Consider the following 18,659-nt stretch of genomic DNA (forward strand, 5'->3'; position numbering starts at 1 on the left):
AAGGAAATCGATGGATACGCTCGACCACTCATTCCACAGGCTGCATCAGGACGGCCTGCTGATTCTCACCAACGTTGCCGATGCCGCCGGGGCCCGCATCGTTGAACAACTGGGCTGCAAAGCCGTGGCCACCAGCAGCGCGGCAGTCGCCTGGGCGCACGGTTACGCAGACGGCAACACCCTGCCGCTCGAACGCCTGGTATCGAGCGTCGAGGCCATCGCCCGCGTGATTTCGCTGCCGTTGACCGTGGACATCGAAGCCGGCTATTCCGAAGACGTGGCGCGGGTCGCCGAAGTGGTTGAGGCGGTGCTCGCTGCTGGCGCTGTCGGGATCAACATCGAGGACGGTGCTTCGCCGCCCGAGCTGCTGGCGCGCAAGATCGCCATCGCACGCCAGGTTGCGGAGCGTCGTCAGGTGAAACTGTTCATCAACGCCCGCACCGACGTGTACCTCAAGGCCTTGGTGCCGGCCGAAGACCGCGTCGCGGAAACACTCAAACGCGCCGCGCTGTATCAAGCGGCCGGGGCGGACGGACTGTTCGCGGCAGGCGTTTCGGCGGAGTACGAGATTGCCGCGTTGTGCCGTGGCACCACGCTGCCGGTGAACGTACTCGCGTTGCCGGGGTTACCCGCCCCTGAAACGTTGAAAGCGCTGGGTGTACGGCGTTTGAGCGCGGGCTCCGCAATCGCCGAGTTTCTGTACGGCGCCATGGCCGGCCTGGCCAAGGGGTTTCTGGAGACCGGCAAACTCGACAGCAGCCAGCTCAAGGCCTTCACGTACGGGGAAGTGAACGCCCTGCTGAAATCCGGCGGAAACACTTGATCCTCATGCCCGATCCCTATCAGCCCGCGACCCGTTTTCTGGCATCCATTGACGACGATTGGGCGCGCCATATCGCGACCATCGGCCCTTGCCTGCATCAGCCTCATGCAGCTCGCGACCCGTATGAGTCGCTGGTGCGGGCTATTGCCTATCAGCAACTGCACGCCAGGGCCGGTGATGCGATTGTCGGGCGGCTGCTGGCGTTGTTTCCTTCGGCCTCGTTTCCGCGGCCCGAACAGATTCTGGCGAGCGGTTTTGATCAATTGCGCAGTTGCGGCTTTTCCGCCGGCAAAATCGCGACCATTCAGGGCATTGCTCAAGCAGCGCTGGACGGCGTGGTGCCGGACTATGCAACGGCGCTGGCCATGGACGATGAGGCGTTGATCGAGCAGTTGATTACCCTGCGCGGCGTTGGGCGCTGGACCGTGGAGATGCTGCTGATCTACAGCCTGGAGCGCCCGGACATCCTGCCGGCGGATGACTTTGGGGTGCGTGAGGGCTATCGGCGGTTGAAGGGCCTGGAGGTGCAGCCGACGCGCAAGCAGATGGTCGAGATCGGCCTGGGGTGGAGTCCTTACCGGACGGTAGCGTCCTGGTATTTGTGGCGGGTGCCAGCCAAATAGCCGGTCTCGCTCCTACAGGGATTTTGTGAACGCTGGAGATCCCCTGTGGGAGCGAGCCTGCTCGCGATGGCGCCAGCCCATTCAACACATCACTCAAATCCAGTCACAACCCCGACTTCAACCGACTGAACGCCCGAATCAACGCCCGGTTGAACGCCTTGCCATTGTCATTCTTGCTATACAACGAAGCCCGCACCTGCGCCGACGGATACGTCCCCGGATCATTACGAATCGCCGGGGCGATCAAGTCATCCGCCGCCGTGATCGCATTGGCGTAGTGAATGGTGTCGGTGATTGGCGCAATCACTTGCGGCGTCATGAGGTAATCCATCAACGCCAGCCCGGCCTCGGGATGCGGCGCATCCTTGGGAATGACCATGGCGTCGAACCAGATCAACGTGCCCTCCTTCGGTATCCGGTAGGTCAACGTGAACGGTTTTTTCGCGGCTTCTGCCTGACCCGCCGCAATGGCCACGTTGCCATTCCACGACATCGCCACGCAGGTATTGCCATTGGCCAGGTCGCTGATGTTCAGGTCATTGTCGAAGTAACGGATGTACGGCCGGATCTTCGCCAGTTGCTGCTCGGCCAGCTTCAGGTCATCGAGGTTCTGGCGGTTGATGTCCAGCCCCATGTACTTCATCACCGCGGCGAACACCTCGTTGGGATCGTTGAGCAAACTCACGCCGCAATCGGCAAATTTCGAGACCACCGCCGGATCGAACAGCATCGCCCAACTGTCCGTTGGCGCCTCCGGCAGGCGCTTTTTGACGGCCTCTTCCTGATAACCCACACCGGTCGTGCCCCAGGCATAAATCCCGGCGTAACGATTGCCCGGATCGAACACCGCCATGTGCTGGCGGAACTCGTCACCGACGCCGGCAAAGTGCGGCAACCGTTGCAGGTTCAAGGTTTGAATGGCACCGCTCTGGATCGCCCTGGACAAATGCTGCCCCGCCGTCAGCACCAGGTCATAACCACTGCGACCGGTGAGCAGTTTGGTCTCGACGGTTTCCAGGGAATCAAAATGATCGGCGATCACATGGATGCCGGTCTTTTTCTCGAAATTGGTCAGGGTATCCGGGGCCAGGTATTCGCCCCAGATGTACAGGTTCACCACCGGTCTGGCGCTGTCGGCGGCCTGCACACACAAGGGTGCAAGCACCAGCAATAACGCTTGAGTCAGTTTGTGCAGGCCCATGATCACACTCCTTTACCAGCGTATTGAGGCATGGTGATGCACGCGACGTTACCGCCGCCAAGCAGGATTTCCCGGGAGTTTTCGATGCCGACGATCTTGTGCTGCGGGAACAGCTCAGCCAGTGTCGCCAGTGCCACCTGATCGTTACGATCACCAAACAGCGGCACCACGATCGAGGTGTTGCCGGCGTAGTAGTTGATATACGACGCGCAGATTTTGGTGCCGGCCTGACGGGCGTGGGTGCTGTCTTGCTGGTCCAGACCTTCGGCTTCTTCTGCAGTCCATTCCAGCACGTCGGGTTGTGGCAGTTTGTGTACGATCAACTCGCGGCCACGGCTGTCACGGGTGCTGCGCAGGACGTCGTAGGCTTCCTGATAGATTTCCCATTGCGGATCATCGCGGTTGTCGGTCCATTGCAGCACCACTTCACCGGGACGCACGAAGCACGCGAGGTCGTCGACGTGACCGTCGGTTTCGTCGAACTTGCAACCGCGCGGCAGCCAGATGACTTGCTCGGCGCCGAGGTAGTCCGTCAGCCGCCGGGTGACTTCTTCCTTACCCAGGTGCTGGTTGCGATTGCGGTTGAGCAGGCATTGTTCGGTGGTGAGGATGCTGCCCTGGCCGTCGCTCTGGATGCCGCCGAGTTCGGCGATCAGCGGTGCGCGGTAGCGGTCGAAACGTTCGATTTCGAGGATCTTGCTGGCGATCTGGTCGTCCTTGTCCCACGGGTAATACAAGCCGCCATCGAGGCCGCCGTACGCGTTGAATTCGAAGTCGACGCCGCGTACTTCGCCGCTGGCGTCATTCACCACAAAGCACGGACCGCTGTCCCGGAACCAGGTGTCGTTGCAGGTCATTTCCACCACGCGAACTTGCGGCGGCAACTGACGGCGCGCCGTGGCGAATTGCGCGGCGGAGGCACACACGGTGACCGGTTCACTTTGAGAGATGGCGGTGACGATCTGCACCCAGACTTTCTGCGCCGGCTTGGCCCCGTTGCGCCAGACATCGGTGCGCTCCGGCCAGCCGAGCCAGCAACCGGCCTTGGTTTCGAATTCGCCGGGCAGGCGGAAGCCGTCTTGTTTTGGGGTGGTGTCGAGCGAACGTGCCATGGTCAAACCTCGTTGACGGGGATTGGAATGACCACAGGCTAAGGTCGTCGGCGCCCTCCTCGCCAACGATGATTATTGCGGAATACTTGAATTCAACTCATCAATCGATCAGCTGATCGTTGAACCACTCGAGCATCTGCGCCACAGCCGGACGCTCCAGGCGCACTCGTTCACACACCAGCGCGTATTGGCCCAGCGCAGTCATGCTTGAGGTAAACGGCCGGACCAGTCGACCGCTGAGCAAGTCTTCCTGCGCCGTGAGGTTATCGCCCATGGCCACGCCCTGTCCTTGGGCCGCGGCTTCCAGCGCCAGGCCGGCATGGGCGAAATACAACTGTCGTTCGGGGCGTAGATCGCCGGCATGACTGGTGAGCCACGCGGTCCAGGTCTTGCCGTCCTGATCGTCGTGCAGCAGGCAGTGGCGCGCCAGGTCCTTCGGGGTTTTCAGGGCGCCCTGGTTGAACAGGCCGGGGCTGCACACCGGGAAAAACTGCAATGCCGGCAATGGCCGAACGAAGTACGCGCTGCTGTCCACCGGGCCGGTGCCGTAGGTGATGGCCAGATCGATGTCTTCCCCCGGCGCGGTGGCGTCGATTGGCTGTTCGTAGAGGTGCAAGGTGATGTGCGGATAGCGCGCATAGAAATCCGTGAGGCGACGCATCAACCACTTTTGCGCCAGCTCGGCCGTCACCGCCAGGCGCAACACCGCCAGCGACGACGGATCGCGCAGTTCATCGCAGGCTTCACCAATCAGTTCGAAGGCTTGCTGCAGGCTTTGCATCAGGCGCCCGGCGGCCATGGTCGGACGGATTTGCCGGCCTTCGCGGATGAACAGCGACACGCCCAGTTGCTCTTCGAGCTGGCGGATCTGATGGCTGACGGCGCTGTCGGTGACGCACAGCTCTGCGGCGGCCCGGCCGAAGTGGGCGTGGCGAGCGGCGCATTCGAAGGTTTTGAGGGCTGCAAGGGAGGGTAGTCGTCGCATGGGTCGGTTCCCGATTCGAGGTGCTCATGCTGACTTGGCGGGCGGTGGGCGTCCAGTGGGACCGCGTTTTCGTTTATCGCCAGCAGGCTAGCTCCCACAGTGGTCTCATGAACACTGGAGATCCAATGTGGGAGCTAGCCTGCTAGCGATAAGGCCAGAATATTCACCACCAAGCCACCCGCCCATCACCCTTCTTTATCCACCATGACATCCCCCAGAACCCGGCGCATGTTGATGCCTCAACCGGAGGGATTCGCCATGCTTGATGCACTCAAAAAGATCAACTCAACGTCCGCCTTCAACCGCTGGGCCGGTTTTGAGGTCACTCGCACCGAGCCGGGCGAGGTGGAACTGACCCTGGCTTTTCGCGAGGCGGACATGGCGCAATACGCAGGCTTCCTGCATGCCGGCCTGATTGGCGCGCTGCTCGATACCGCCTGTGGGTTTGCGGCCGGAACGGTCGCTGGCAATGTCCTGGCATCGCATTTTTCGGTGAATTGCCTTGCACCCGCCGTCGGTGAAGTGTTCATTGCGCGCGGCCAGGTGGTGAAGTCCGGCAAGAAGCAGGTGTTTGCCCGTGCCGAACTGTTCGCGCAAACAGGGGATCAGTTGAAGCTGGTGGCAACCGGCGATGCGATCCTGGTGCCGATCCAGCAGTGAACCACCGGTTTTCGGGGCGGTCAGGGAAGTAACAGCCAATCATTTGGAGGTTCTGCCATGCAGCTCGAAGGCTCCTGCCACTGCGGCGCCGTGTCGTTCAGTCTGACCAGCGCCCACCCCTATCCTTACCAACGTTGCTATTGCTCGATCTGCCGCAAGACCCAGGGCGGTGGCGGTTACTCGGTCAACATCGCGGGTGATGCCGCCAGCCTCAAGGTGCGCGGTCGCAAATCCATCGCGATCTATCACGCACGACTCAAGGACGAAGATGCCAAACGCGCACACCGCAGCACGGCAGAGCGGCACTTCTGCTCGGTGTGTGGCTCGGGCTTGTGGCTGTTCAGCCCTGAATGGCCGGAACTGATTCACCCGTTCGCCTCGGCCATTGATACGGCGTTGCCGGTGCCACCCGAGTACACGCACGTGATGCTCAATTCGAAAGCGCCGTGGGTGGAGGTTGCGGCGCATGCCGGTGATCGGCAGTGCGAGATCTGGCCCGAGGAGTCCATCGCACAGTGGCACGAGCGACTGGGTCTGGCTCACTAATCAAAACTTCGATTTTTTTCACACGGCAGTTCCCCTTTGCGTTTTTCGTTCGGTTAACCCTCAGAAGCCTTTCACTTACCGATCGATTCGATACAAAGGGATCTCCATGTCGCACCCAATTGCTGCGCGTTTTCGTTTTGCCCTGTGCCCCTTGGCACTGGCCCTTCCGGCCGCTCTGCTGAGCCTTGCCTCCACCGCCCATGCCGCCGAAACGGCCACCGGCAAAACGGCAGCCAAGGACGACGGCGTGCTGCAACTGGGTGCGACGAACATCAATGGTGTCGCCTTGGGCGCGACCACCGAGGACACCCATTCCTACACCACCGGCTCAACGTCTTCGGCCACCGGCCTGCCGTTGTCGCTGCGTGAAACACCGCAATCGGTCACGGTGATTACCCGCCAGCAAATGGACGATCGCGGTGTGCAAAGCATCAGCGATGCGTTGCGTAACACCCCCGGTGTTTCGACGCAGAAATACGACAGCGACCGTACCGAGTTTTCCGCCCGCGGCTTTGCCATCACCAACTTCCAGTACGACGGGGTCAACCAGCCGTACGACGGTGTCTATGGGGAAAACCCGAACAACAGCGACGACTCCGCCAGCCTTGACCGCATTGAGGTCGTGAAGGGCGCGACCGGCCTGATGACCGGCGCTGGCGACCCGTCCGCCACCGTCAACCTGATCCGCAAGAAGCCGACCAAAGAGTTCAAGGCCTCGATCAGCGGCACCGTCGGTTCGTGGGACAATTACCGCACCTCCGGCGATATTTCCGGTTCGCTGACTGACTCGGGCAACGTGCGCGGGCGCTTTGTCGGCGTGTACCAGGACAAGGACTCCTACATTGACCACTACAGCCAAAAGAAAGACCTGTACTACGGCATCCTCGAAGCCGACCTGACCGACGATACCCTGCTGACATTCGGCATCGACAAGTCCAGCGCCACGCCTCGCGGCAGTTCCTGGACCGGCAACCCGACGTATTTCTCCGACGGCGGCCGTACCGACTTTTCGCGCAGCTTCAACCCGGCGGCCGACTGGAGCCGCCGCGATTTCGACGAAACCACCTACTTTGCCTCGCTGGAACAAGCGCTGGCCAACGACTGGAAATTCAAGGCCAGCCTCAGCGAGAAAACCACCGAACACGACACCCAACTGGCCTCGGCCAGCGGTGGCAACCCGAACCGCGATACCGGTGACGGCATGTTCCTCTTCTGGGGTCGCTGGGAAGGTCATCGCGTGCAGGACACCGCCGACGTGAACGTCTCCGGCCCCTTCTCACTGGGCGGTCGCGAGCATGACCTGGTGGCCGGCGTCATGACGTCCCACTCCCGCCAGACCGGTTCCACCTACGACACCAGCGCCTTCGAAATGGTCCCGGGGAGCATCTACGACTGGGACGGCCATCTGCCGAAACAGGAGTTCCCGGCCAACGGTAAATACGAACGCACCCAGAGCCAGAACGGTGTGTACCTCGCCACTCGCCTGCGCCCGACCGATGATCTGTCGGTCATCCTCGGCAGCCGTCTGAGCACCTTCAAGTACAACGAAGATTACCGCTACAACGTGGACTCACCGCTGGACGACACCCACGCGAGCTACAAGGAACACGGCGTCGTCACGCCTTACGCCGGCGTGGTCTATGACCTGAACGACGTGTACTCGGTATACGCCAGCTACACCTCGATCTATCAGCCACAGACCAACAAGGATGCCAGTGGCATGACCCTGGCACCGGTTGAAGGCGTCAGCTACGAAACCGGTCTGAAAGCCGCTTACCTCGATGGCCGGCTGAATGCCAGCCTGGCGTTGTTCCGCATCGAGCAGGACGGCGTCGCCGAGCAAACCGGTACCAACGCGATCACCAACGAAGGCATCTTCAAAGCCGTCGACGGCACCACCACCAAAGGCGTGGAACTGGAACTGGCCGGCGAACTGACCGATGGCTGGAACCTGATGGCCGGTTACACCTACGCACGCACCCGTGATAAAGACGAGCAGCGCATCTTCGGTTACCCGCTGTCCACCAGCAAACCCGAGCACGTTGTACGCACGTTCACCACCTATCGCCTGCCTGGCGCCCTGGACAAAGTGACCGTTGGCGGCGGCATCAGCTGGCAGAGCGCTTTCTACGGCAAAATCTACAGCGCTCCCGCTGGCGACTACACCCGGATCAAACAGGGTGGCTACACCCTCGTGGACCTGATGACCCGTTACCAGTACAACGAGCACCTGAGCTTCACCGCCAACGCCAACAACATCTTCGACAAGAAGTACCTGACCGGCCTGGGCAACTTCGACACCACGTTCTACGGCGAGCCGCGCAACCTGATGCTGACCACCAAGTGGGACTTCTAAGCTGAACCCGTGGCGAGGGATTTACGCCCTCGCCACAGGCGACTCACCGCTCGCCAACCCCCGTTCACAGTCTTTGACAGTTTTGCGACAAAGCTGCCAAAGATTGCCGGGCGGCACCCGCCTAGCATGGGCGCATCCACTATCACCCAGGGTGCTCCCATGTTTCGTTCGCTGTATTTGCCGTTGACCTCTTTTTGCCTGCTTCTCCCCTCCACCTCCTTGTATGCCGAAGACTGGCACTACACCCTGCGCGCCGGCGCTGCCAGTGCGCCGCGTTACAGCGGCAGTGATGAACGCGTAGTCGCACCGTTGCTGGGCGGCGAAATCGTCAGCCCTTATGGTTTCTTTCTCGACACGCAAAAGGGTCTTGGCTGGGCGTTTGACGAGGAGGACTTCGGCCTCAGCGTCTACGTCGGCGCAAGTGATGTGCGCAAGGACCGTAAAAGCGGTTTCAAGGGCTCGGATGAGCTCAACGGTATGGGCTCGATCAAGTCGCGTCCCTTGCTGGGGCTGGACGGGACCTATCACATGGGGCCGATCATTCTCGGCGCCAGTTATGAACATGCGCTTGAAGAAGACGAGGACGAACACGACACCGGCTCAGCCTGGAACCGATTGAAACTGAGCATCAGCGCGCCGTTTTATGAAGGTGACTATGGCAAGGTCGTCGGCAGCCTGAACAGTCAGTTCGGCGACAGCAATTACATGCGCACCTGGTATGGCGTGAGCAGCGCTCAAGCGTCGCGCAGCAAGTTCAAGGCGTATGACACCAAAGGTGGCCTGGTGAGTCGGGGGGCGGATCTGACCTGGTCGCTGCCGATCAACGATGAATGGAGTTTTACCACGGTGCTGGCGGTGCAGTACCTGGGTGGTAAAGCGGCGGACAGTCCGATTGTCGAGCGTCGCTTGCAGACTTCGGTGGCTGGGCAGGTCGTTTACAGCTTTTGATTTGAGGGTGTTGCTGAAGGCCCCTTCGCGGGCAAGCCTCGCTCCTACGGGTTATGCGTCGATCATAAAAACACCGATAACCTGTAGGAGCGAGGCTTGCCCGCGAAGGGGTCGTCGGCAACACACAACTAATCCTGATGCACCCAGGTCATGCGAAACGACGCCCCGCCCCACGGCGAATCCGCCACTTGCACTTGCCCGCCATGAGACTGCGACACCCGCCGCACCAAGGCCAGGCCCAGGCCGAAACCACCCGTGCGGCGATCCCGACTGGCGTCCAGGCGCGAGAACGGTTCGAAGATTTTCTCCCGCCCGTCCACCGGCACGCCCGGCCCGTCGTCGTTGACCTGGACTTCGTAATGATCACCGGTGCGCACCAACGACACCTCCACTCGCTCTTCGGCATAGCGAATGGCATTGCGCAGCAGGTTGATCACCGCGCGCGCCATGAAGCGTGGCTCGATGCGCACCTCATCGACCCGGCACTCGACAATCAACAGTTGCACCCCGGCCGCCTCGGCCTCCAGCGCCACGCTGCCGACCACGCTGTCGAGCCAACTGTTGGCCTGAATATTCTCCCGGGTAATGACCGTGGCACCGCGCTCAAGGCTGGCGTAGGTCAGCAGCTCCGAGACCATTTCTTCCAGTTCGCCGAGGTCGGCGTACATGTCGGCAATCAGTTCGCGACGCTGGCTCGGATCGGATTGTTGCTTGAGCTGATCGAGTTCGAACGACAGCCGGGCAATCGGCGTGCGCAATTCATGGGATACCGCGTTGGTCAGCTCACGCTGATTGGCGATCAGGCCTTCGATGCGCGCAGCCATCAGGTTGAAATGCTCGGACAAGTCGCGAATGTTCGAGCGCTTGGACAGCTGGATCCGCGCCGACAGGTTGTTGTCGCCAAAGCGTTCGGCGGCGAGGCGCAGTTTCTCCAGATCTCGCCAGTGTGGGCGCACCCAGAATAACAACACGAAACCGATCATCACCGCGATCATCAAATAGGCCGCGGCAATGTAGAACGGCATCAGACTCGGCTCGGCCGGCAGCTTGATGCTCAGCAACTGCGAACCGTCGTCAATGCGCGAGATGAACTGCGTGTACTTGTCACGCAGCACCAGCAGGCCTTGGGCCAACTCGGCTTTTTCCTGATCGGTCAGGGCCAGTTGATCCGTTTCGACCAGGCTCAGGCTCAAACCGTAGTGAGGGCGCACGGTTTCCAATTGGCGTTCCCGCGCCGGACCGTCCAGGCCGCGCAACTGCTCCACCAGCGACCAGGCCTGACCTCGCACCGCCTCGCGGTTGTAGCTCTGCATTTGACCGGCGAGCAGCGCATCGAACGTGCGCTCGACGGTTTGCAACCCCAGTACCAGGCCAACCGTCATCATCACAAACAGACCGAGAAATAACCGCAGCATTTACAGCTCCCACGCGAACGGATTGAACAGGTAACCCTTGCCCCAGATGGTCTTGATGCACACCGGTTCACGCGGGTTGTCCTTGAGCTTGCCGCGCAACTTGCTGATGTAGACGTCGACGCTGCGGTTGAGGCCGTCGAAGGCGATCCCGCGCATGCGGTTGAGGATATCGTCGCGGGACAAAATCTTGCCCGCCGCGCTGGCCAGCAACCACAGCAATTCGAATTCCATGGTGGTCAGCTCGATGCCCTCACCCGCCAGGCGCACTTCGCGACAGCTGCGGTCGATGCTCAGATGGCCGAATTCCAGCGAGCTGCAGACAGTGCTGTCCGGCGTTTGCCGGCGTTGCAACGCACGCAGACGGGCCAGCAGTACCGGCGGCTTGATCGGCTTGATCACGTAGTCGTCGGCGCCGGATTCCAGGCCGAGGATGTGATCGAGGTCGTCTTCCTTGGCGGTGAGGATGACGATCGGCGTATCGGACACGCTGCGAATTTCGCGACACACGTGCAGGCCACTCTGGCCCGGCAGCATCAGGTCGAGTACAACGATTTTCGGTTTGAAGTCGAGGAATGCGGCCAACGCGAGGTCGCCGCGATGCACCTGTAACACTTCAAAGCCATGTTGGGACAGGAAGTGCGCGATCAGCCCGGCAAGCCTTTCGTCGTCTTCCACCAGCAGAACTTTGCCAAAACCCAGGTTATCCATAACGAACGCGTGCCAACTCTTGTGTGAAGTGGACGGCATTATGGCGTCAATCAGCGTCGGGGCGGCGATTGCAGGCAGCAAAAACCGGCCTCTGGGGCCGGTTTTCAGTGATCTTTCATACTCTTAAGAGTTTTTAACAATTGCGCTGCAAAAGATCGCAACTAACTGTAGGAGCACGGCTTGCCGGCGAAGGCGATCTCAAAGACGCCTTCGCCGGCAAGCCGTGCTCCTACGGGTTATGCGGCGGCTGGAACACCGCTGTGAAAGCGGAACTCCACGTCCGGCGATTCGATCAGTTCCTGCTCGGCAGCGCGGACCCGCTCGATCACCTGAGCGATGTCCTTGGCGTCACCGTACTGGTACGCCAGTTTCAGGTAACCCTGGAAGTGTCGCGCCTCGCTTTTCAGCAGACCGAAGTAGAACTTGCCCAGTTCCTCGTCCAGGTGCGGCACCAACGCCTCGAACCGCTCGCAGCTGCGGGCTTCGATAAACGCACCGACTACCAAGGTATCGACCAGCTTGACCGGTTCATGGCTGCGCACTACTTTGCGCAAGCCAGAGGCGTACCGCCCGGCGGACAGCTGGCGCAGCTCGATCTTGCGCTTCTTCATCAGGCGCATGACTTGTTCGTGGTGCACCAGTTCTTCCCGGGCGAGCCGCGACATCAGGTTGATCAGATCGACGTGGGAGTGATACTTGGCGATCAGGCTCAATGCCGTGCTGGCCGCCTTGAATTCGCAGTTCTTGTGGTCGATCAGCAAGGTTTCCTGATCGGCCAGTGCGGCCTGGACCCAGCCGTCAGGGGTGCGGCAACCGAGGAACTCGTGAATTTCGGGAAGGATCATGGGGCTCACGGACAAAAGGTTCAAAACGAAGGGCGCCGATTATACCGGCCCGCCGCCAGACCACCAGCCACGACCGTTGATATGTATCAAGTCCCGGATGCGCGACCAGCAACTATAGTTGTGCAACGCCATGCTTTTTTTCCCTCTGGAGATCCCGATCATGCAAGCCATTCGCAGCATTCTGGTGGTCATCGAACCCGAACACTCGGAAAGCCTGGCGCTCAAACGGGCCAAGCTGATTGCCGGGGTAACCCAGGCTCATCTGCATCTGCTGGTGTGCGACCGCAAGCATGACCATAGCGGCATGCTTGGTGTGCTCAAGGCAGCGCTGCTCGCGGATGGCTACAGCGTGACCACCGAGCAGGCGTGGAACGAAAGCCTGCACGAAACCATCGTCGATGTGCAGCAAGCCGAAGGTTGCGGGCTGGTGATCAAGCAGCATTACCCCGACAGCTCATTGAAAAAAGCCCTGCTGACCCCGGCGGACTGGAAACTGTTGCGCTCCTGCCCGACGCCGGTGCTGCTGGTGAAAACCTCGAAACCCTGGGCAGGCGGTGTAGTCCTGGCGGCGATTGATGTCGGCAATACCGATGACGAACACCGTCACCTGCACAACATCATCATCGATCACGGTTATGACATTGCCAGCCTGGCCAAGGCGCATCTGCATGTGGTCAGCGCTCATCCATCACCGATGCTGTCGGCGGCGGACCCTACGTTGCAGCTCAGCGAAACCATCGAGGCGCGTTACCGCGAACAGTGCATAGCGTTTCAAGCCGAGTTCGACATCGACAATGAGCACCTGCATATCGCGGAAGGTCCGGCGGATGTGTTGATTCCGTACATGGCCCACACGTTGGGCGCATCGGTGACCGTGATTGGCACGGTGGCGCGGTCCGGGATATCCGGCGCGTTGATCGGCAATACGGCGGAGGTGGTGCTGGATGCGGTGGAGAGCGATGTGCTGGTGTTGAAGCCGCAGGAGATTGAGGATCATCTGGAAGAGATGGTGTCTCATCATTGAGATTTGCGGAGCCCATCAGGGCGCCTTCGCGGGCAAGCCTCGCTCCTACAGGGTTACGTGTTCACCTGTAGGAGCGAGGCTTGCCCGCGAAGCTTTTAAGGGTTAACCCCCGAACGCATCCTTGAGGAACCCGGGCGCGATGTAACGCTGGTAATGCGCCTCGGAGAGCAAAAAGAACTCCCGATCAATCGCATCCCGCAGCTCCGGCAGGTTCCAGTCGCGAAACTCCGGCATCAACACCATCCCGTAGGCTTCCAGATTGTTGATCACCCGCGCGCCTCGGGCGATCAACTGATAGGCCCAGCAATACTCCGACTGATGCGGCACGAAGCGAATCTTGCGCTGTTCCAGTTGCAAACGCAGACGCTGGGGATCGAAAACCTCCAGTTTGCTGGCCATTACCTGGGACAACAGTTGCTCCAGCCGCAGCCATACCGCGCGTTTTTCCTCCTCGTTGTAACCGTTCCAGTTGATCACTTCATGGTGGAAACGCTTGCAGCCACGGCAGACCAAGTCACCGTAAACAGTGGAGCAAAGGCCGACGCAGGGGGTCTTGATGGTCTGATTGGGCATAGGTCAACAAAGCACGGGAAAGCAGAACAGGCGGGCATGTTAGCCCTTTGTCTAACATTCATCACCCCTCAAAGTTGAGAGCCCAACTTACCTTTAAATTTTTTTTGCCGTAGAATCAGCCAGCCTTTTAAGGCGCCAATGTCCGTTAGAAGCTGTTTTCAAAGCGTCACGAGCACAGTCGTTCCTTCAGAGCGGTGTTGGCGAAGGGTTTTTCCAGCGGGGAAAAGCCCAACGCCAACCCTCATCAGCTCCCCGTTCTGCAGGCGTAAAACTTTGAAAGCAGCTTCTGTAAGGAATTGTCGGTAATTCTGGCTAAGTGGCCCACAACGCCACGCAGCGCATGAGTACGGCAATTTCGGGATGAGCGTCCCGGACACCCATTTGGGACCACTGATGAGGGTAATAACTGTGCTTGAAGCCTACCGCAAACATATCGAAGAGCGTGCAGCACTGGGTATCGTTCCCCAGCCGCTTAACGCCGAACAAACTGCAGGCCTGGTTGAGCTGCTGAAGAATCCCCCGGCTGGCGAAGAAGCTTTCCTCGTTGACCTGATCACCAATCGCATTCCGCCTGGCGTGGACGAAGCGGCCTATGTAAAGGCAGGTTTCCTGTCTGCCCTGGCCAAAGGCGAAGCCACTTCCCCTCTGATCGACAAGAAACGCGCTGTAGAACTGCTCGGCACCATGCAGGGCGGCTACAACATCGTGACCCTGGTTGACCTGCTCGACAACGCCGAACTGGCTGCTGTCGCTGCCGCTCAGCTCAAGCACACCCTGCTGATGTTCGATGCGTTCCACGACGTCGCGGAAAAAGCCCGCAACGGCAACGAACACGCCAAAGGCGTGATCCAGTCCTGGGCTGACGGCGAGTGGTTCCGCAACCGCCCTGTCCTGGCCGACAAGATCAGCCTGCGCGTGTTCAAGGTCACCGGCGAAACCAACACCGACGACCTGTCCCCTGCTCCGGACGCCTGGTCCCGCCCGGACATCCCGTTGCACGCCCTCGCCATGCTGAAAATGGCCCGCGAAGGCATCGTGCCTGACGTCCAGGGTGTCACCGGCCCGATGAAGCAGATCGAAGAAATGCGCGGTCAAGGCTTCCCTATCGCCTACGTCGGTGACGTGGTCGGTACCGGTTCTTCGCGTAAATCCGCCACCAACTCGGTGCTGTGGTTCTTCGGCGACGACGTTCCTTACGTGCCGAACAAGCGTGCCGGCGGTTTCTGCTTCGGCAGCAAAATCGCTCCGATCTTCTACAACACCATGGAAGATGCCGGCGCACTGCCGATCGAATTCGACGTTACCAACATGAACATGGGCGACGTGATCGACCTGTACCCGCATGCTGGCAAAGTCTGCAAACACGGCACCGACGAAGTCCTGACCACCTTCGAAATGAAGACCCCGGTCCTGTTGGACGAAGTTCGTGCCGGCGGCCGTATTCCGCTGATCATCGGTCGCGGTCTGACCGACAAGGCACGTGCCGAACTGGGCCTGGGCCCAACCGACCTGTTCAAACTGCCTGAAGCACCTGTCGACACCGGCAAGGGCTACACCCTGGCACAGAAAATGGTCGGCAAGGCGTGCGGTCTGCCAGAAGGCAAAGGCGTTCGTCCTGGCACCTACTGCGAACCGAAAATGACCACCGTCGGCTCTCAGGACACCACCGGTCCGATGACCCGTGACGAACTGAAAGACCTGGCGTGCCTGGGCTTCTCGACCGATCTGGTAATGCAGTCCTTCTGCCACACCGCGGCTTACCCTAAGCCGATCGACGTGACCACCCACCACACCCTGCCAGACTTCATCATGACCCGCGGCGGCGTTTCCCTGCGTCCGGGCGACGGCATCATCCACAGCTGGCTGAACCGCATGCTGCTGCCGGACACCGTCGGTACCGGTGGTGACTCGCACACCCGTTTCCCGATGGGCATTTCGTTCCCGGCCGGTTCCGGTCTGGTAGCGTTCGCCGCCGCCACTGGCGTTATGCCGCTGGACATGCCGGAATCGATCCTGGTGCGCTTCAAAGGCAAAATGCAACCGGGCGTCACCCTGCGTGACCTGGTTCACGCCATTCCTTACTTCGCGATTCAGGCTGGCCTGCTGACTGTCGAGAAGAAAGGCAAGAAGAACGCCTTCTCCGGCCGCATCCTGGAAATCGAAGGCCTGGACAACCTGAGCATCGAACAGGCTTTCGAGCTGTCCGACGCCTCGGCTGAACGTTCGGCTGCCGGTTGCACCATCAAGCTGTCGAAAGAGTCGATCACCGAGTACCTGAACTCCAACATCACCCTGCTGCGCTGGATGATCGGCGAAGGCTACGGCGATGCACGTACCCTGGAACGTCGCGCTCAAGCGATGGAAGCCTGGGTTGCCAACCCAGAGTTGATGGTTGCCGATGCTGACGCCGAATACGCTGAAGTCATCGAAATCGACCTGGCCGACATCAAAGAGCCTGTGCTCTGCGCGCCGAACGATCCGGACGACGCCCGTCTGCTGTCCAGCGTTGCTGGCGAGAAGATCGACGAAGTGTTCATCGGTTCGTGCATGACCAACATCGGTCACTTCCGCGCTGCCGGTAAACTGCTGGATCAGGTCAAGGGTCAGCTGCCAACCCGTCTGTGGCTGTCGCCGCCGACCAAGATGGACGCTCACCAACTGACCGAAGAAGGCTACTACGGCATCTACGGCAAGGCTGGCGCCCGCATGGAAATGCCAGGCTGCTCGCTGTGCATGGGTAACCAGGCACGTGTAGAGCCGAACTCGACTGTTGTGTCGACTTCGACCCGTAACTTCCCGAACCGTCTGGGTGACGGCGCGAACGTCTACCTGGCTTCGGCCGAGCTGGCGTCCGTTGCGTCCATCCTGGGTCGCCTGCCGACCGTCGAGGAGTATATGGAATACGCTGGCAAGATCGACAGCATGGCGGCTGATGTTTACCGCTACCTGTCCTTCGACCAGATCGCCGAGTTCCGTGAAGTTGCTGCGAACGCCAATATCCCGGTCGTTCAAGCCTAACGTTACAACGCTGTAAAAAACGCCGCCCATCGTGAGATGAGCGGCGTTTTTTTATGCCCGAAAGGTTTGCACCAATCCCCTGTGGGAGCGAGCAGGCTCGCTCCCACAGGGTTATGCGGATAGCTTAAGGGCTTGCTGGACAGCAACATCGACACTCAGGCCGCTGAGAATCACCTGCTCCAGCTCCTGCGCCGGCAACTTCGACAGCGCCGCTTTTGCCTGATGCTTGAGCCGCGCCAGGATCAGCAGTTTGTCCTCGGCGCGCACCTGCAAAAAGAACGCTTCCAGTGCTTCGATGCTGGTGCCGTCCAGATCGGGCGACTCTTCGAGACTGAGGATAACCGTATGCACCGGCGGCTGTGCGTGCCGCGCCAGACGCAACGCACCACCGAGAATGCGCTCCACATTGGCGAAAAACAGCGCCTCGCTGGGCCGCACGATCAGCACACCGGGGATTTCCTTCGCGTCGGGATGTCTTTGCAGGTCAATAAAATCGTGACCTCCGGCCATTTGCCCCAACACCTGGATGTCCGCCGACGACATCTGCTTGAGCATCAGCACCACGCTGATTGCCACTGCCAGCAGCAAGCCGTCCAGCACGCCCAGCACCAGCACCGCCGCCACCGCGCAAATCACCAGCAGGCGGTCGCGACGCCAGATGAAATACCGGCCCAACGGTTGCAGGCTCAAGCCACGGGCCAAGGCATGAATGACGATGGCAGCCAGCACTGGCTCGGGAGTCAGGGCAATCCACGGCAATACCGTCAGGACGATGAGCAGCACCACCCCGGCCGCCACAATCCCGGCCAGACGCGAACCGGCCCCCGCCGCTTCATTGGCCGATGTCGCTGAATAACCAGCGCCTGCGGGCATGCCATGAAACAGTCCCGATAAAAGATTGGCCGCACCGAGGGCCAGCAGATCGCGGTTGGAAGACACCCGGTCGCCGTGTTTGAGCGCAAACGAGCTGATCGAGCCGTAAGACTCGGCATACAGGATCATCACCATGGCGAACGCCAGTTCACCCAAGCGCAACCAGTCAGTGAACGGCAACACCGGGAGCTGCGGTACTTCGAGACTCAGATCGATGACGCCGATCAACTTGACCCCGTAGGCTGGCAGGTTCAGCCATTGGCCCGCCGCGATGCCGAGCGTCACCACCAGCAAACCGCCAGGCAAACGCCTGACCCGCGCGCACAGCCACAACACCAGCAACGCCACCGCCCCGACCAATGCCCCGACTTTATTCCACTGCGGCCACTGCTCCAGCAGTTGCGGCAGGAAACGGATCAGGTTGCCGGTGCTCAAGTGGACGTCGACGATGCTCGCCACTTGTTTGAGGATGATGGTCACGGCCAGCCCCACTGCAAAGCCGCGCAGCACCGGTTTGGCGATGAATGAGGTGACGCTGCCGAGCTTGAATAACCCGGCCAACAGGAAGAAACCTCCGGTCATCAGCACCAGGCCGATCGCCAGACTCATACGCAAGGCCGGATCGCCATTGGCTAGCGCGGCGGTGGCAGCAGCCAGAACGGCCGCTGACGACGAGGTCGCGGACACGATGGCGAACCGGCTGGTGCCGAACAGTCCGTAACACAGCAGCCCGGCAAACAAGGCAATCACCCCGGCCTGTGGCGGCAACGCGGCAATGCTGGAATAGGCGACCGCCTCGGGCAGCAACAACCCGGCAATCGACAGGCCGGCCAGTACGTCCAGCCAACGGTCAGGTGTATCGGCACGGGGTTGCGCCGATGCGCCGGGGGTACGAGCCATGTAGCGTCTCCAGAGACGGCGCTTTACGGCGCGCCGATGCAGCCGCAGC

Annotated in this window: 16 protein-coding genes; 8 read left to right on the forward strand and 8 right to left on the reverse strand. The window is 60.6% G+C overall.

The features are described from left to right. Positions 1–10: 10 nt before the first annotated feature. Together KGB25_RS06245 and KGB25_RS06250 are read left to right on the forward strand one after the other, a co-directional pair. Entirely contained in the window at positions 11–823 is an 813-nt protein-coding gene (locus KGB25_RS06245) for an isocitrate lyase/phosphoenolpyruvate mutase family protein (protein ID WP_223434613.1), read from the forward strand. A gap of 5 nt (positions 824–828) precedes the next feature. After that, positions 829–1,446 (forward strand): DNA-3-methyladenine glycosylase family protein, encoded by a 618-nt coding sequence (locus KGB25_RS06250; protein WP_223434614.1) that lies wholly within the window; start codon positions 829–831, stop codon positions 1,444–1,446. A 103-nt stretch (positions 1,447–1,549) separates the two neighbouring features. Here the strand turns inward: KGB25_RS06250 and KGB25_RS06255 are convergent, their stop codons facing one another. From KGB25_RS06255 to KGB25_RS06265, 3 genes are all read right to left on the reverse strand, one after another. Next, positions 1,550–2,647: an extracellular solute-binding protein gene (locus KGB25_RS06255; protein ID WP_223434615.1), complete on the reverse strand. Its 1,098-nt coding sequence runs from the start codon at positions 2,645–2,647 to the stop codon at positions 1,550–1,552. 2 nt (positions 2,648–2,649) lie between these two features. Further along, on the reverse strand, positions 2,650–3,759 hold the full coding sequence (gene aguA, locus KGB25_RS06260; RefSeq protein WP_223434616.1) for an agmatine deiminase: 1,110 nt from the start codon (positions 3,757–3,759) through the stop codon (positions 2,650–2,652). Between the two features lie 100 nt (positions 3,760–3,859). Continuing rightward, complete coding sequence (locus tag KGB25_RS06265) at positions 3,860–4,744, reverse strand: LysR substrate-binding domain-containing protein (protein WP_008038204.1); 885 nt, start codon at positions 4,742–4,744, stop codon at positions 3,860–3,862. A gap of 258 nt (positions 4,745–5,002) precedes the next feature. Between KGB25_RS06265 and KGB25_RS06270 the strand changes: the two genes are divergently transcribed. From KGB25_RS06270 to KGB25_RS06285, 4 genes are all read left to right on the forward strand, one after another. After that, a complete protein-coding gene (locus tag KGB25_RS06270; RefSeq protein ID WP_008028682.1) occupies positions 5,003–5,404 on the forward strand; it encodes a PaaI family thioesterase in 402 nt (133 codons plus the stop codon). A gap of 57 nt (positions 5,405–5,461) precedes the next feature. Beyond that, positions 5,462–5,950 (forward strand): GFA family protein, encoded by a 489-nt coding sequence (locus tag KGB25_RS06275; protein ID WP_223434617.1) that lies wholly within the window; start codon positions 5,462–5,464, stop codon positions 5,948–5,950. Positions 5,951–6,056: 106 nt separating this feature from the next. Continuing rightward, the gene (locus tag KGB25_RS06280) at positions 6,057–8,306 is read left to right on the forward strand and encodes a TonB-dependent siderophore receptor (protein ID WP_223434618.1); all 2,250 of its coding nucleotides are present in this window, start codon (positions 6,057–6,059) and stop codon (positions 8,304–8,306) included. A gap of 159 nt (positions 8,307–8,465) precedes the next feature. Then, positions 8,466–9,254, forward strand: a complete 789-nt coding sequence (locus KGB25_RS06285) for a MipA/OmpV family protein (protein WP_008038197.1) — start codon at positions 8,466–8,468, stop codon at positions 9,252–9,254. Between the two features lie 128 nt (positions 9,255–9,382). On the opposite strand, the gene KGB25_RS06290 is transcribed toward KGB25_RS06285, so the two are convergent. From KGB25_RS06290 to KGB25_RS06300, 3 genes are all read right to left on the reverse strand, one after another. Then, positions 9,383–10,669: an ATP-binding protein gene (locus KGB25_RS06290; protein WP_223434619.1), complete on the reverse strand. Its 1,287-nt coding sequence runs from the start codon at positions 10,667–10,669 to the stop codon at positions 9,383–9,385. Further along, the gene (locus KGB25_RS06295) at positions 10,670–11,377 is read right to left on the reverse strand and encodes a winged helix-turn-helix domain-containing protein (protein WP_032828732.1); all 708 of its coding nucleotides are present in this window, start codon (positions 11,375–11,377) and stop codon (positions 10,670–10,672) included. A gap of 236 nt (positions 11,378–11,613) precedes the next feature. Further along, positions 11,614–12,222: a tRNA-(ms[2]io[6]A)-hydroxylase gene (locus KGB25_RS06300; protein ID WP_008028695.1), complete on the reverse strand. Its 609-nt coding sequence runs from the start codon at positions 12,220–12,222 to the stop codon at positions 11,614–11,616. Positions 12,223–12,382: 160 nt separating this feature from the next. Between KGB25_RS06300 and KGB25_RS06305 the strand changes: the two genes are divergently transcribed. After that, a complete protein-coding gene (locus KGB25_RS06305) occupies positions 12,383–13,246 on the forward strand; it encodes a universal stress protein (protein ID WP_192416534.1) in 864 nt (287 codons plus the stop codon). A 102-nt stretch (positions 13,247–13,348) separates the two neighbouring features. Here KGB25_RS06305 and KGB25_RS06310 read toward each other — a convergent pair whose 3' ends face one another. Further along, positions 13,349–13,819, reverse strand: a complete 471-nt coding sequence (locus tag KGB25_RS06310; RefSeq protein WP_008028699.1) for a DUF1289 domain-containing protein — start codon at positions 13,817–13,819, stop codon at positions 13,349–13,351. Between the two features lie 408 nt (positions 13,820–14,227). Between KGB25_RS06310 and acnB the strand changes: the two genes are divergently transcribed. Further along, complete coding sequence (gene acnB, locus KGB25_RS06315) at positions 14,228–16,837, forward strand: bifunctional aconitate hydratase 2/2-methylisocitrate dehydratase (RefSeq protein ID WP_032832425.1); 2,610 nt, start codon at positions 14,228–14,230, stop codon at positions 16,835–16,837. A 111-nt stretch (positions 16,838–16,948) separates the two neighbouring features. Here the strand turns inward: acnB and KGB25_RS06320 are convergent, their stop codons facing one another. Beyond that, positions 16,949–18,610: a SulP family inorganic anion transporter gene (locus KGB25_RS06320; RefSeq protein WP_223434620.1), complete on the reverse strand. Its 1,662-nt coding sequence runs from the start codon at positions 18,608–18,610 to the stop codon at positions 16,949–16,951. Positions 18,611–18,659: the final 49 nt, after the last annotated feature.

The sequence above is a fragment of the Pseudomonas sp. BF-RE-21 genome (genome assembly GCF_019947305.1).
Classification (GTDB): domain Bacteria; phylum Pseudomonadota; class Gammaproteobacteria; order Pseudomonadales; family Pseudomonadaceae; genus Aquipseudomonas; species Aquipseudomonas migulae.

Excerpts from the sequence above, each read along its gene's own strand:
- KGB25_RS06245 (WP_223434613.1), top strand. The coding sequence starts at position 11 with ATGGATACGCTCGACCACTCATTCCACAGGCTGCATCAGGACGGCCTG.
- KGB25_RS06250 (WP_223434614.1), top strand. The coding sequence starts at position 829 with ATGCCCGATCCCTATCAGCCCGCGACCCGTTTTCTGGCATCCATTGAC.
- KGB25_RS06255 (WP_223434615.1), bottom strand. The coding sequence starts at position 2,647 with ATGGGCCTGCACAAACTGACTCAAGCGTTATTGCTGGTGCTTGCACCC.
- aguA (WP_223434616.1), bottom strand. The coding sequence starts at position 3,759 with ATGGCACGTTCGCTCGACACCACCCCAAAACAAGACGGCTTCCGCCTG.
- KGB25_RS06265 (WP_008038204.1), bottom strand. The coding sequence starts at position 4,744 with ATGCGACGACTACCCTCCCTTGCAGCCCTCAAAACCTTCGAATGCGCC.
- KGB25_RS06270 (WP_008028682.1), top strand. The coding sequence starts at position 5,003 with ATGCTTGATGCACTCAAAAAGATCAACTCAACGTCCGCCTTCAACCGC.
- KGB25_RS06275 (WP_223434617.1), top strand. The coding sequence starts at position 5,462 with ATGCAGCTCGAAGGCTCCTGCCACTGCGGCGCCGTGTCGTTCAGTCTG.
- KGB25_RS06280 (WP_223434618.1), top strand. The coding sequence starts at position 6,057 with ATGTCGCACCCAATTGCTGCGCGTTTTCGTTTTGCCCTGTGCCCCTTG.
- KGB25_RS06285 (WP_008038197.1), top strand. The coding sequence starts at position 8,466 with ATGTTTCGTTCGCTGTATTTGCCGTTGACCTCTTTTTGCCTGCTTCTC.
- KGB25_RS06290 (WP_223434619.1), bottom strand. The coding sequence starts at position 10,669 with ATGCTGCGGTTATTTCTCGGTCTGTTTGTGATGATGACGGTTGGCCTG.
- KGB25_RS06295 (WP_032828732.1), bottom strand. The coding sequence starts at position 11,377 with ATGGATAACCTGGGTTTTGGCAAAGTTCTGCTGGTGGAAGACGACGAA.
- KGB25_RS06300 (WP_008028695.1), bottom strand. The coding sequence starts at position 12,222 with ATGATCCTTCCCGAAATTCACGAGTTCCTCGGTTGCCGCACCCCTGAC.
- KGB25_RS06305 (WP_192416534.1), top strand. The coding sequence starts at position 12,383 with ATGCAAGCCATTCGCAGCATTCTGGTGGTCATCGAACCCGAACACTCG.
- KGB25_RS06310 (WP_008028699.1), bottom strand. The coding sequence starts at position 13,819 with ATGCCCAATCAGACCATCAAGACCCCCTGCGTCGGCCTTTGCTCCACT.
- KGB25_RS06320 (WP_223434620.1), bottom strand. The coding sequence starts at position 18,610 with ATGGCTCGTACCCCCGGCGCATCGGCGCAACCCCGTGCCGATACACCT.